13 protein-coding genes are annotated in these 12,395 nt (G+C 70.5%); 3 read left to right on the top strand and 10 right to left on the bottom strand.

Translation table 11 applies throughout. The features are described from left to right. Positions 1–13 precede the first annotated feature (13 nt). The 6 genes from Aco03nite_RS02005 to Aco03nite_RS01975 form a co-directional block, all read right to left on the bottom strand. Positions 14–670 (bottom strand): methionine ABC transporter permease, encoded by a 657-nt coding sequence (locus Aco03nite_RS02005; RefSeq protein WP_203792821.1) that lies wholly within the window; start codon positions 668–670, stop codon positions 14–16. Continuing rightward, complete coding sequence (locus tag Aco03nite_RS02000; protein ID WP_203792820.1) at positions 667–1,767, bottom strand: methionine ABC transporter ATP-binding protein; 1,101 nt, start codon at positions 1,765–1,767, stop codon at positions 667–669. The genes Aco03nite_RS02005 and Aco03nite_RS02000 overlap by 4 nt, the downstream gene beginning before the upstream one ends. Positions 1,768–1,903: 136 nt before the next feature. After that, on the bottom strand, positions 1,904–2,857 hold the full coding sequence (locus tag Aco03nite_RS52540) for a response regulator transcription factor (protein ID WP_239144845.1): 954 nt from the start codon (positions 2,855–2,857) through the stop codon (positions 1,904–1,906). 535 nt (positions 2,858–3,392) lie between these two features. Then, on the bottom strand, positions 3,393–5,033 hold the full coding sequence (locus Aco03nite_RS01985; RefSeq protein WP_203792819.1) for a histidine kinase: 1,641 nt from the start codon (positions 5,031–5,033) through the stop codon (positions 3,393–3,395). Further along, a complete protein-coding gene (locus tag Aco03nite_RS01980; protein WP_203792818.1) occupies positions 5,030–5,722 on the bottom strand; it encodes a YqeB family protein in 693 nt (230 codons plus the stop codon). Before Aco03nite_RS01980 ends, Aco03nite_RS01985 begins: the two co-directional genes overlap by 4 nt. A gap of 55 nt (positions 5,723–5,777) precedes the next feature. Beyond that, positions 5,778–6,980: a PucR family transcriptional regulator gene (locus tag Aco03nite_RS01975; RefSeq protein WP_203792817.1), complete on the bottom strand. Its 1,203-nt coding sequence runs from the start codon at positions 6,978–6,980 to the stop codon at positions 5,778–5,780. 113 nt (positions 6,981–7,093) lie between these two features. Here Aco03nite_RS01975 and Aco03nite_RS01970 point away from each other — a divergent pair, with 113 nt between their 5' ends. Both Aco03nite_RS01970 and Aco03nite_RS01965 read left to right on the top strand, forming a co-directional pair. Next, positions 7,094–8,170 (top strand): ferredoxin reductase, encoded by a 1,077-nt coding sequence (locus Aco03nite_RS01970; RefSeq protein ID WP_203792816.1) that lies wholly within the window; start codon positions 7,094–7,096, stop codon positions 8,168–8,170. A gap of 27 nt (positions 8,171–8,197) precedes the next feature. Continuing rightward, positions 8,198–9,382: a fatty acid desaturase family protein gene (locus tag Aco03nite_RS01965; protein ID WP_203792815.1), complete on the top strand. Its 1,185-nt coding sequence runs from the start codon at positions 8,198–8,200 to the stop codon at positions 9,380–9,382. Between the two features lie 3 nt (positions 9,383–9,385). Here the strand turns inward: Aco03nite_RS01965 and Aco03nite_RS01960 are convergent, their stop codons facing one another. The 3 genes from Aco03nite_RS01960 to Aco03nite_RS01950 are packed head-to-tail and all read right to left on the bottom strand — an operon-like array spanning position 9,386 to position 11,176. Beyond that, positions 9,386–9,685, bottom strand: coding sequence for a putative quinol monooxygenase (locus Aco03nite_RS01960; RefSeq protein WP_203792814.1), 300 nt, complete (start codon positions 9,683–9,685; stop codon positions 9,386–9,388). A gap of 36 nt (positions 9,686–9,721) precedes the next feature. After that, a complete protein-coding gene (locus Aco03nite_RS01955; protein WP_203792813.1) occupies positions 9,722–10,765 on the bottom strand; it encodes a carbohydrate kinase family protein in 1,044 nt (347 codons plus the stop codon). Between the two features lie 21 nt (positions 10,766–10,786). Continuing rightward, on the bottom strand, positions 10,787–11,176 hold the full coding sequence (locus Aco03nite_RS01950; protein WP_239144844.1) for a type II toxin-antitoxin system prevent-host-death family antitoxin: 390 nt from the start codon (positions 11,174–11,176) through the stop codon (positions 10,787–10,789). Positions 11,177–11,383: 207 nt separating this feature from the next. Between Aco03nite_RS01950 and Aco03nite_RS01945 the strand changes: the two genes are divergently transcribed. Further along, positions 11,384–11,899: a hypothetical protein gene (locus Aco03nite_RS01945; protein WP_203792811.1), complete on the top strand. Its 516-nt coding sequence runs from the start codon at positions 11,384–11,386 to the stop codon at positions 11,897–11,899. On the opposite strand, the gene Aco03nite_RS01940 is transcribed toward Aco03nite_RS01945, so the two are convergent. Next, the gene (locus tag Aco03nite_RS01940) at positions 11,887–12,393 is read right to left on the bottom strand and encodes a GAF domain-containing protein (RefSeq protein ID WP_203792810.1); all 507 of its coding nucleotides are present in this window, start codon (positions 12,391–12,393) and stop codon (positions 11,887–11,889) included. The genes Aco03nite_RS01945 and Aco03nite_RS01940 overlap by 13 nt on opposite strands. Between the last annotated feature and the right edge of the window lie 2 nt (positions 12,394–12,395).

Here is a 12,395-nt window from a genome sequence, read left to right as displayed (position 1 = left end):
CGGGCGCCTGCCCTCAGCGGTGCGACAACCTGCGGACGAGCAGGTCACCGACCATCTGAACGAGCTGGACGAAAACGATCAGGGCAACCACGGTGGCGATCATCATGTCGGTCTCGAAGCGCTGGTAGCCGTAGCGGATGGCCAGGTCACCGAGACCGCCGCCACCGACCACGCCGGCCATCGCCGAGTAGCCGACCAGCGCGATCACCGTGATCGTCAGGCCCGCGACCAGACCCGGCAGCGACTCGCGCAGCAGCACCTTGCCGACGATCTGGGTGCGGGTGGCGCCCATCGCGGTGGCCGCGGCGACCACGTCGGCCGGGACCTCGCGCAGCGCCGACTCGACGATGCGGGCGAAGAACGGGATCGCGCCGATGGTCAGCGGCACGATCGCGGCGTCGGTGCCGATCGTGGTGCCGACGATCGCCCTGGTGAACGGGATGACCGCGACCAGCAGGATGATGAACGGCAGCGACCGGCCGACGTTCACGATCAGGCCGAGCACCGCGTTCAGCGGGCGCAGCGGCAACAGGCCACCCTTGTCGGTGAGCACCAGCAGCACGCCGACGAGCAGGCCGCCGACCAGGGTCAGCAGGGTGGAGACCAGCACCATCCAGGCGGTCTCCTGCAGGCCCACCTCGAGCAGTTCGAAAACCTCGGACCAGGTCATGCCGTCACTCCGCGTTTGCGCAGGTAGTCGAGAGCCGCGGCGTTGTCGTCACGGGTGCCCGGCAGGGCCAGCCGCCAGCGACCGGCACGCGTCGTGGCCAGGGTCTCCACCGAACCGCCGAGGATCCGCACGTCCACCCCGAACTGCCGGGCCAGGTCGGCGATGATCGGCTCGTCCGCGTCGGCGCCACTGACCGTGATGTCGACGATCGTCTCACCCGTCCGGTCACTCGCCGCGCTCCGGCCGTCGCCGCCGCCCGCCACGCTCCGGCCGTCCTTGTCGCCCGCCACGCTCCGGCCGTCCTTGTCGGCTGCCACGCCGTCGCCGACGGCCGCCGTCTCCGGAGTTCCGCCGGTGTCGCGCAGGCCCAACGGGAACAGGTCGCGGGCCAGCTCGGAGCCGGGCCGCTTCAGCAGGTCGGTGATCGTGCCGGACTCGACGAACCGCCCGTCCCGCATCACCGCCGCCGACGTGCAGATCCGCTTCACCACGGTCATCTCGTGGGTGATCAGCAGGACGGTCAGGCCGAGCCGCTTGTTCAGGTCGAGCAGCAGGCGCAGGATCGACTCCGTCGTCTCCGGGTCGAGAGCCGAGGTCGCCTCGTCGGAGAGCAGGACCTTGGGCCGCGCGGCGAGCGCGCGGGCGATCCCGACCCGCTGTTTCTGCCCCCCGGACAACTGAGCCGGGTACGCGTCGGCACGCTCACCGAGGCCCACCAGCTCCAGCAGCTCGGCGACCCGGGTCCGGCGCTCGGCCCGCGGGGTGCCGGTGACCTCCAGGGCGAACGCGACGTTGCCGGCCACCGTCCGCGAGGACAGCAGCGCGAAGTGCTGGTGGATCATCCCGATGCCCTGGCGCGCGATCCGCAGGTCCCCGCGCCGCAGCTTCGTCAGGTCACGGCCATCGACCGTCACGGTGCCCTCGTCCGGGCGCTCCAGCATGTTCACACAGCGCAGCAGGGTGCTCTTGCCCGCGCCGCTCTGCCCCAGGACGCCGTAGACCTCGCCCTCGCCGACGCTGAGATCCACCCCGTCGACAGCCACGACGGCCCGTTTCCTGGAGCGGTACGTCTTGCGAAGTCCGCTTATTTCGATCACGTGAACACCCTGGTCAGCAGTTGTGACGGCCGTCGCAAAACATACTCAACCTGTGGGTTTTGCGTCGGGACTCAAACTAGTCGTTGTCACCGTCGATAGCCACCTCGTGTAACGACCCTCACGACTTCCGTAACTTTCACGCTCTCCGATGCCCCGACTCGTGCACCAGCACCGCGACCTGGACCCGGTTCGTGCACCCCAGCTTGTCCAGAACCCGCGACACATAGGCCTTCACAGTCGGCACGCTCATGTGCAGCACACTCCCGATCTCCGCATTCGAGGCCCCGGTAGCAACCGCCTCGGCGACTTCCCGTTCCCGCCCGGACAGCCGCCCCAGAGTCCGAAGGGCCCGCTCCCGACTGTCCTCAACCTCCGAACGACCACCACCGGCGGCGCCGCCACCCCCACGCCCGCCGCCGACCCCGCCTCTACTGCCCCCGCCCCCGCTCTCCCCGTTTCCGTTGCCCCCGCCGCCCCTCTCGCCGTTTCCGCTATCCCCGCCGCCGCTTTCGCCGTTTCCGCTATCCCCGCCGCCGCTTTCGCCGTTTCCGCTGCCTCCACCCCCGCTTTCGCCAGGACGGCTTTTCCCGGCGCCGCTTGCCCCGCGACCGCTGACCCCGCCGCCGCTCTCCCCGCCGCTGCCCACCGCGTTCTCCCCGGCACGGCCCACCGCGAAGTCGATCAGCCGGGGCACCAGTGACGGCGCCAGGATCGACTCGCCGGCCGCGCCCCGCCGAACCGCGCTGATGATCTCGGTAGGAGCGATGTCCTTGAGCAGGAATCCATTCGCGCCGAGCCGCAGCGCGCGAATCAGATTGGCGTCGGTATCGAACGTGGTCAGCACAATGATCACGGGCGACGGCCCGTCCCGCCGCAGTTCCTCGGTAGCGGCCAGCCCATCCGTCCGAGGCATCCGAACATCCATCAGAACAACGTCGGGCTTCAGCTCACGGGTCATCGCAACCGCCTCACCCCCATCCCCGGCCTCCCCGACGATCACAATCGCCGGATCGGCCCCGAGCACCAGCGACAGCCCCATCCGAACAAGCGGATCATCATCAGCGATAAGAACGCGGACCGTCTCGGTCATCAATTTCCTTCCATGGAAATTCCAGCGCTAGAGGCCGGAACGAAAACAAGAGTCCCGCGAACAGCCCAGGCACAGCAGCTCCACACCCACGGCCCACCAGCCACCAAGGCAAGCCCGACCGTCACGGCAGACCGGGCCGTCACGGCAAACCGGGCCGTCACGGCAAACCAGGCCGTCACGGCAAACCAGGCCGTCACGGCAAACCAGGCCGTCACGGCAAACCGGGCGGCTGGCGAGCCGGGGTTGCCCGGCTGGCAGGCCCGCGGGCCGGGAGTTGCCCGACTGGCAGGTTGGCGGGCCGGCTGGCAGGTTGGCGGGCCGGCTGGCAGGTTGGCGGGCCGGCTGGCAGGTCGGCGGGCCGGGAGTTGCCCAACTGCGGGCTGGCTGTTGCCCGGCTGGCGGCTGCCGCCTGTGGAGCTGGTGCAGAAGCTCGATGGGAAACCTCCGTCCGGAAGGATCGGAGGTGGAGCGGAGGCGGGAGAACCGGCAGGCGCCCACGCCTCGAAGGCGGAGATGCGGAGATGCGGAGATGAAGTCAAGACTCCCCGGCATTCCCGGCTGGGACGGGCGCGGGCTGCGCGGGCCACGGGAGCCAGGCCTCCAGGTCGAAGGTCAGGCCGGTCCGTGGGTCGCCGCGCAAGCCGTGCCTCAACCGCCCGTCGAGCAGGTCGACCCGCTCGGCGAGACCGATCAGCCCACTCCCCGAGCCGGGAACAGCGTGCCCGCTTCCCGAACGGAAAACGGCCGGGCTGCTGCCCAAGCCAGAACCAGTAGCACCGCCGCCCGAACCGGAAACAGCAGCGCCGTTCCCCGAGCCAGAAGCAGCGGCACGGCTGCCCGAGTCAGGACCAGCGTGCCCGCTCCCCGAATCGGAAACAGCAGCGCCGCTGCCCGAGCCATGACCAGCGGTGCCGCTGCCCGAGCGGGAAACGGCCGGGCTGCTGCCCGAACCGGGACCAGCGGCACCGTTGCCCGAACCGGGACCAGCGGCACCGCTGGCCGAACCGGAAGCGGCGGTGCCGGGCCCGGAGCCGGGGGCGGTGGGTGAGCGGCGGGAGCGGGTGGGCAGTGGGTTGGAGACGTGGACGTGCAGGAGGTCGGCTGACGGATCCGCGGTGAGCCGGACGGTGACGGGAGTGTCACGGGAATGTTTGGCCGCGTTCGTCAGGCCCTCCTGGACCAGGCGGTAGACGGTGCGGCCCAGCGACGCCGAGACCGGCCGGCCGCCCAGGTCGTCGGTCAAGGTCACCGACACTCCGGCCCGCTCGGACTCGGCGATCAGCTCCGGCAGGTGGCTCAGGTCGGGTTGGGGGCGCCGGTCGTCGGCCGGGCCGGCCCGCAGGATGCCGAGGATCTCGCGCAGGTCGTTCAGGGCCTGGTGGGCGCTGTCCCGGATCAGGGTGGCGGCCGTCGCGACCTGCTCGGGAGTGAGGTCGGGCCGGATGTGCAGGGCGCCGGCGTGCAGGCTGACCATCGAGATCCGGTGGGCGAGGGCGTCGTGCATCTCGCGGGCGATCCGCTCCCGCTCCAGGACGCGCAGCGAGTCGGCCCGCAGCCGGGCCTCCTCCTCGGCGCGGGCGGCCCGCTCGCGCAGCGACTCGATCAGCTCCCGCCGGGACCGGGCGCTCGCGCCCAGCGCGGTCGTGGTGGCCAGGATGGCGAGGCTCAGGACGTGGGTCACCACGATCGGGATGGACGGATCGGGGAACAGGGCCCCGTAGGCGAACCCGCCCAGCAGGTTCGCCACCACGACCACCAGGACCGCCCGGCCCCGGCGCAGCGAGACAGCGGTGTAGAGGCCGATCAGCGCGGCGAGCCCGGCGGCGTCGTTGACCACCGAGGCGACCGCGAGGAACACCGCGACCGGCACCGGATGGCTGCGCCGCCACCACAGCGTCAGGGACAGCACACAGCCGCCGACGAACATCAGGAAAGCGGTGTCGTCCTCGATCTTCCGGATCGAGGCGGCCTCACCGAGCAGCAGCAGCCCGCCGAACCAAGCGGCCAGGATCGCCACCACATCCCAGCCCCGGCCACTCCACCGCCGCCCCGAGGAGACGCCCGAAGAGACGCCCGGCGAGACGCCCGGAGAGACGCCCGGAGGGAGACCCGGCGAGACACCCGGCGAGACGACGGGAGGCGAGATGCCAGAAGGCGGGACACCAGGAGAGGTCATGAGCGCACCAGCGGCCGCCACAGCTGCCGGTCACCGTCGTCGCGGATCGCGTAGCCCAGTTTCTCCAGCGAGCCCCGCAACTCCGCGGCCTCCTTGTGAGCTTTCTTGCGCACCGCCAGGGCACGGGCCGACAGAACCGCCTCGACCGCCACCGGCAGCTCCCCCGAGTCGGGCGCCCACGGCCGGTAGAGATCGGTGAACGGGTCGTCGTCACGCCACGGGTACCCGTACTCCAGGAAGGTCTTCTCCAGCGGCACGGGATCGGCCTGGGGCTCGCCGTGGAACATCTGCCGGGACTCCCGGTCGAGAATGATCAGGCTCTTGCGCTCCATGAAGACGAAGTCGATCTCCACCCGGGGCACGGTGACCTGCCGGTCGCCGGTCTGCAGCCGCACCCCGTCGGCGTCGACGGTCACCCGGGTGCTGCGGCGCAGGATCTCGACGCTGACCAGCGCACCGACGACCGCGAAGATGGCGGCCTGGACCGCGACCTTCCACCAGTCGTCGACGGCGGCGAGCACCCGCCACACCACGCCCAGCAGCGGGAAACCGACGCCGGACAGCCAGCGGCCGAGGATCGGCAGGAGGACGGCCAGCAGGACACCGAGGGCGGCCGGGCCGATCATCACGAGCGCCCGCTCGAACGGGGTGAACGCGAGGACGGTGGCTTCCCGCCGGGATGAACTCATGCCGCCACGCTATGCCGCGCGAAGAGCCACCGGACAGTTGCCGAAAGTCGATGCCTCAAGACTTTGGTATATCCCACGACGGGATGGCCAGCGCGATGGTCAGCGCCAGCACCCACTGCGGATCCCGGAGCCGGTCCCCGTACAGCTCCCGCAGCCGGGCCATCCGGTACCGCACCGTCTGCGGGTGCACGAACAACTCGGCGGCCACGTCGTCGCGCCGCCCGTGGTGCAGCAGCCAGCTGCGCAGCGTCTCGATCAGCTTGGCCGCCGCCGCGCCCCGCTCCCCCGCGAGCGGGGCGAGAGCCCGGGCCCGCAGATCCTCCAGAGCGCTGGAGTCCGCGGTGACCACGACCTCGGCCAGGTGATCCTCGGTGTCGACGACGGCGCCGTCGGCCGGCGGGCAGAGCCGGTGCACCCGGAGGGCCCGGTCCACCGAGCTCTTCACCAGTGCCCACGGCCGGGCCGGGCCGATCACCACGTCGTGCCCGGTGAGCAGCCGGTTCAGGGTGGGCCGGGAGGCGCCCTGCGGGTCCGGGACGAGCAGCACGGTGGTGCCCGGCAGGTCCGGCACCACGTCGGCGATCTGCAGGGTGCGCGGGTCGAGCAGATCGATCACCCAGCGGGCCGCGCGCTCGGTCAGGAGCAGGGCGGTGAGCGTCTGCGGTGGTGGCCATTCGGCCTGTTCGGCGAGGCCCTGCAGGACGTGGGCGGGTTCGCCGGCGATCAGGGCCTGCCCGAGTTCCTGCAGGCGGCGCTGCCGGATCCGGCCGGTGGCGGCGAGTTCGTCGGCGTGCCCGGCCACGCTGGCGGCGGACAGTTCGTCGATGTAGGCGAAGACCAGTTCGGCGAAGTCGGCGATGGTGGCCGACGGCTGACCCTCGCGGACGCTGATCGCCGCCAGCTCCCGCCAGGCCACCCGGGCGCCGACCCGGTACGCCGCGAGCAGCGCGTCCAGGCTGCGGCCGTTGCGGGCCTCGCCGCGACCGAGCGCGTACGCCGCCTCGACCGCGGACGCCATCGGGGTGCCGGGGTCGGCGCCGGGCCGGGACACCAGCCGGAGGAAGGCCCCGAGCGCGGCCCGCACCGCCCGCGCGATCTTGAGGCCGAGTTCACCGGCGAAGGGTTCGGCGTACGCCGGCACCTCCTTGATGATCGCGGCGATGGTCTGGGTCGAGACCGCCGACAGGCCGAGCCGGAGCGGATCGACGACCTCGACCGGCAGGCGGTAGGAACCGATGTCGCTCAACGGTGGTTTCACACCGACTCCTCCGCACGATCCGTCCGACTCTTGTACTCAGCGAACAATTATGACCCCTCCGATTCACTTCTCCAGGTCAGGACTTCGCCGCCGTGAGGCAGCAGTCTTGAGATGTGCCTGTTACACAGACATTGCGCGACGGCGCGTGGCGAGTTGTCGAGCTGATCACCACCCCGGTGGTGCCGGCCGACTACCTCGACGTGATCGCTCCCCTGCGCAACCCCACCGTCCTGCGTGCCCGGATCTCCGACGTGCGCCCCGAGACCGCGACCGCGGTCACCCTGGAGCTGCGGCCCGGCCGCGGCTGGGAGCCGCACGAGCCGGGCCAGTACATCCGGGTCGGTGTCGACATCGACGGTGTCCGTCTGTGGCGTGCCTACTCGGTGAGCAACGCGGCCTCCCGCAAGGACGGCCGGTTCACCATCACGGTGAATGCGGTGCCCGACGGGGTGGTCAGCTCGTACCTGCGCTACCAGGCCCGCAAGGGCGAGATCGTGCACCTGGACCTGCCGGCCGGCGACTTCGTGCTGACGAAGCCGCGCCCGGCGAAGGCGCTGTTCGTCACCGCCGGCAGCGGCATCACGCCGGTGATGGGCATGCTGCGCAGCTGCCTGAGCGAGATGCCGGACGTGGTGGTGGTGCACTCGGCGAAGACTCCGGAGGCGGTCGTCTTCGGCGCGGAGCTGCGGGAGCTGGCCGCGGCCGGCCGAATCCGGCTGATCGAGCGGCACACCACCACCGAGGGGCGGCTCAAGCCGGCCGGGATCGCCGAGCTGGTGCCCGACCTGCTGGACCGGGAGACCTGGGCGTGCGGCCCGGCCGACCTGCTCGACGACCTGCAGGAGCACTGGTCGGACGCGGGCGCCGCCGAGCGGCTGCACGTCGAGCGGTTCCGCCCGACGGTGCTGGTCGCGGGCGACGGCGGCACGGTCACCTTCGAGAAGTCCGGGGTGACCACCGAGGTGCCGGGCGGCACCACCATCCTCGACGCCGGCGAGGCCGCCGGGCAGCTGATGAAATCCGGCTGCCGGATGGGCATCTGCTTCAAATGCGTGCTGCCGATGCGCGAGGGCATCGTGCGCGACGTGCGGGACGGCGCCATCACGACCGCTACCGAGGTCGACGGCGACAACGTCCTGATCCAGACCTGTGTCACCACCGCAGCCGGCCCGTGCCGGTTCGACGCCTGACGAACATCTAGAAAGCTGGGAAGTGCCGTGACGACGCTGCAGCGCAAGGAATCCAACCCGATCGCCCACCTCTCTCCCGAGGACATCGAGGAGATCGGCCGTGAACTCGACGCGATCCGCGACGAGTTCCTGGCCATCCGCGGTGAGAAGGACGCAGCGCACATCCGCCGGATGATCAAGATCCAGCGGCGGCTGGAGCTGGCCAGCCGGGCCACGCTGATGCTGTCGGTGTTCCCGCCGGCGTGGATCCTGGGCACGGCGGGCCTGGCCGTCGCCAAGATCCTCGAGAACATGGAGATCGGGCACAACATCCTGCACGGCCAGTACGACTTCATGCGCGACCCGAAGATCCACTCCACCACGTGGGAGTGGGATCACGCGTCCCCCGCCGAGCAGTGGAAGCACTCGCACAACGAGCTGCACCACAAGTACACCAACGTGGTCGGCCGCGACAACGACCTCGGCTACGGCATCATGCGCGTCGACGAGCAGCAGCGCTGGACCAAGGCGCACCTGGGCCAGCCCCTCTACAACCTGATCAACGCGCTCCTCTTCGAGTACGGCATCGCCGCGTACGACCTGGAGCTGGGCCGTAACCTCAAGACCAAGAAGCGCCGCAACAACCCCGAGTTCCGGGAGCGCCTCCGCGCGGTCGGCCGGAAGATCCGCAAGCAGGCCACCAAGGACTACCTGGTGCAGCCGGCCCTCGCGATCCCGGTCGGCCTGGCCGTCGGCAACCCGGTCGGCGCGTTCTTCGGCACCATGGCGGCCACCGCGGTCGCCAACGTCGTCCGCAACCTCTGGTCCCACTCGGTCATCATCTGCGGCCACTTCCCGAAGGGTGTCGAGACCTTCGAGCGCACGTCGATCACCGGCGAGACCCGTGGCGAGTGGTACCTGCGGCAGATGCTCGGCTCGGCCAACATCTCCGGCGGCAAGCTGATGCACATCATGACCGGCAACCTGTCGCACCAGATCGAGCACCACCTCTTCCCCGACCTGCCGTCGAGCCAGTACGCGCAGATCGCCCCGAAGATCAAGGCCCTCTTCGCCAAGTACGAGTTGAAGTACGTCTCCGGCCCGATGATCGTGCAGGTCGCCTCCGCCTGGGCCAAGGTCATCCGCCTGGCGCTGCCGAACCGCGAGCCGGCCCGCGAGATCGACCACTCGATCCCGCCGCGTCACCCGGCCGAGGTCGGGGCCGGGGTCTGATCTTTACGGGACGCCCAGGCCACCGACGACGCTGAACTCCTGACTGGTGAACTCGCCGGTCAGGAGTGGCATCGCGGCGCCGATCGCCGCCCTGGTCTCCGGGTTCTGGAGCGAGGCGTCGTGGTGTTCCTTGCTGTCCCACACTTCGTGGACCCAGATCGTCTGGTCGTCCTCGTCGGCCACCCCCACCACGTAGAGGTGGCAGCCCGCGGCCTTCACCTGCTCGGAGGCGCGCAACAGGACGGCCACCACCTCCTCGCGGTGGCCGGGTCTGGTCTTCATCGAGCCGAAGTATCCGTACATGGGCCCCACCCTGCCAGGCGTGGCTGACATCTTCTGTCAGTCTTCGGGAGTCGCGTCGGACAGTCTCGCGATCGTCGCGGTCGCCCGGTGCACGGCGTGCCGGCTGCCCGGCGGGATCACGTCGGTGAGGAACCCGAAACGCCGGGCCAGCTCGGCGCGGGACGGGTCGGTGCGGACCGCCTGCCACCAGTCGTTGATGTCGCCCCAGCCGGGCGCCGACAGCGAACCGCCGAAGTGCTGCACGGACAGGGCGCCGACCAGCGTGGCGAAGGCGACCCGGTCGGCCAGCGGCCAGTCGCCCAGCGAGGCGGTGATGAACCCGGCGGTGAAGACGTCACCGGCGCCGGTCGGGTCGAGGGCGTCGACCGGGACGCCGGGCACCGACACCACCTCGCCGGTGCCGCTGTCGACGGCCAGCGCGCCGTCGGCGCCGCACGTCACCACCACCACCGGCACCAGGCCGGAGAGTTTCTCCAGCGCCTGCCGGGGGTCGTCGGTCCGGGTGTAACGCATCGCCTCGACCGCGTTCGGCAGGAAGGCGTGGCAGTCGGCCAGCACCTCCAGCACGTCACCGGACCACTGGTCGGTATCGTCCCAGCCGACGTCGGCGAAGACCCGGGTGCCGGCCGCGGCGGCCCGCCGGATCCAGCCCATGCCCTCCGGCGCCAGGCTGACCGCCGCGGTGCGGGCCTCCGGCAGGCCGTTGACCAGGCCGTCCGCGTCGGTGGGCAGGGGATGGCCGTGGGTGATCATGCTGCGATCGCGGTGGTACGCCAACGAGACGGTCACCGGGGAGTGCCAGTCGTCGACCCGGCGGGACGCGGACATGTCGATGCCCTCCTGGTGACTGAGCACCCGGTGGCAGAACTCCCCGTACGCATCCGAGCTGAGCGCCGTGCCGAGCCCGGTGTGCACGCCGAGCCGGCTCGCGGCGACCGCCAGATTGGCCACGCCGCCGGGGCAGGAGCCCATGCCGGAGGCACGCACCTCCGTCCCGGGACCGGGCAACTCGTGCAGACCGGTGAAGATCACGTCGAGGAAGACGACTCCCGGTACGAACAGGTCGAGCTGTCCAGGCATCGTCCGATCTTAGCGCTGCTCCTATCGATCAAGTCGTGATTGATCGCCGGGCTTCCGCAGATCGGCATGACTGGCACGCAGCGTGTCGGCGGCGCGGTCGGTGCCCGGTGGCCGCATCGTGTCGATCATCTGCCACGCTTCCTCCAGCGCGCGGGACAGCTCACCGATCCGGCCGGCGTGCTGCCGCCGGACGTCCTGGCGGACTTTCTCGATCCGGCGCATCCAGCCCTCGGGATTGGGCGCGGAAGCCGGTTTCTCGTCGAGATCGGCGACGGGAACAATGGCGGCGACCGGGCGACCACCGTCGACGACGACGGTGACCTGCCCGGTGAGCCCGGTGACCCGGACCAGTTGCTGGAACCGCAGGCGAGCCTCAGAGACCGTGAGCTCGATCCGGCGGCGAATCGGCATTGCTGGTTCTCCCATACCCCGATGATGCTCCGGGGGTATGACAAAAATGCGTAGCCGCTGGTCAATGAGGATGGATAGGTTGCCACAGTGATTGATTCAGAACAAGCCGCGTCCGACGTACGACAATCGGTTTCGCTTGCTGCCGCGACCCTCCGCGATCTTGTCGGAAGGGATTGGCAGCAACCCGCCGCGGACCTGAAATGGACCGTGTGGGAAACGATCGAACACATTGCCGATGATCTTTTCGCCTATGCCGCGCAGATCTCTCTCGACAGTCCACCCCAGGACGACTACGTCGGATTCGGCTGGCGCAACATCCGCCCCGACGGCCCCGCCCTGACCGTGTACGCGCGGGAGGGCACGACGCCGCACGGCCTGATCGACGTGCTGCTGTCCAGCGGTGGCCTGCTGTCCGCGACGGTCCTGACGGCCCCCGCCGACCGGCGCGCCTTCCATCCGTACGGCGTCTCGGATCCGGTCGGTTTCGCCGCGATGGGCGTGATCGAGACGCTGGTCCACATGCACGACGTGGCGACCGCCCTGGACGTGCCGTGGGCGCCGCCGGAGGATCTGTGCGACCGGGCGCTGCGCCGGCTGTTCCCGGACGCGCCGGAGAGCGGCGACCGCTGGGCCGACCTGCTCTGGGCGACCGGCCGCACCGAGCTGCCCGGGCTCCCCCGGCGGACCGGATGGCGCTGGGACGGCACCGTTCAGAGCCGGTGACCGTCGAGCAGGCGCATCACCCGCTCCGCCCCGTCGGTGAGCACGGCCCGGTCGACGTCGGTGAAGACCCGCGGCCGGGCGTCGATGACGCAGTGCGCGCCGATCACGTGCCCACCGAAACCGGTCAGCGGCACGCCCAGATAACTGCGCAGGCCGGTGGTCCGGACCAGCGGGTTCTCCGCGTGCCGCGGGTCGGTGCGCGCGTCGGAGACACAGAACGCCTCGCCGGCCAGCACGGTGTTGGTACACATGGCCCACTCGGCGGGGGTCTCCCGGGCGTAGGCGACCCAGGCCGACAGTCCGTACGAGCCGATGATGAACTGGGTGGTGTCGAGCAGAACCGACACCATCGAGACCGGAGCCTCCAGCAGCCCGGCGCTGCGTCCGGCGAGCGCGTCGAGGTCGGCACGCAGGTCGGCGGCGTACAGGTCGTACCCGGAGATCTCCCTGATCCGTTCCGGCATGCCCAGGTGTTCGAAGAGTGCGGTGCTCATCT

Source organism: Actinoplanes couchii (assembly GCF_016862075.1).
GTDB lineage: Bacteria > Actinomycetota > Actinomycetes > Mycobacteriales > Micromonosporaceae > Actinoplanes > Actinoplanes couchii.
The sequence above is the reverse complement of the archived record's forward strand: the minus strand, read 5'-3'. Positions and strand labels throughout refer to the sequence as shown.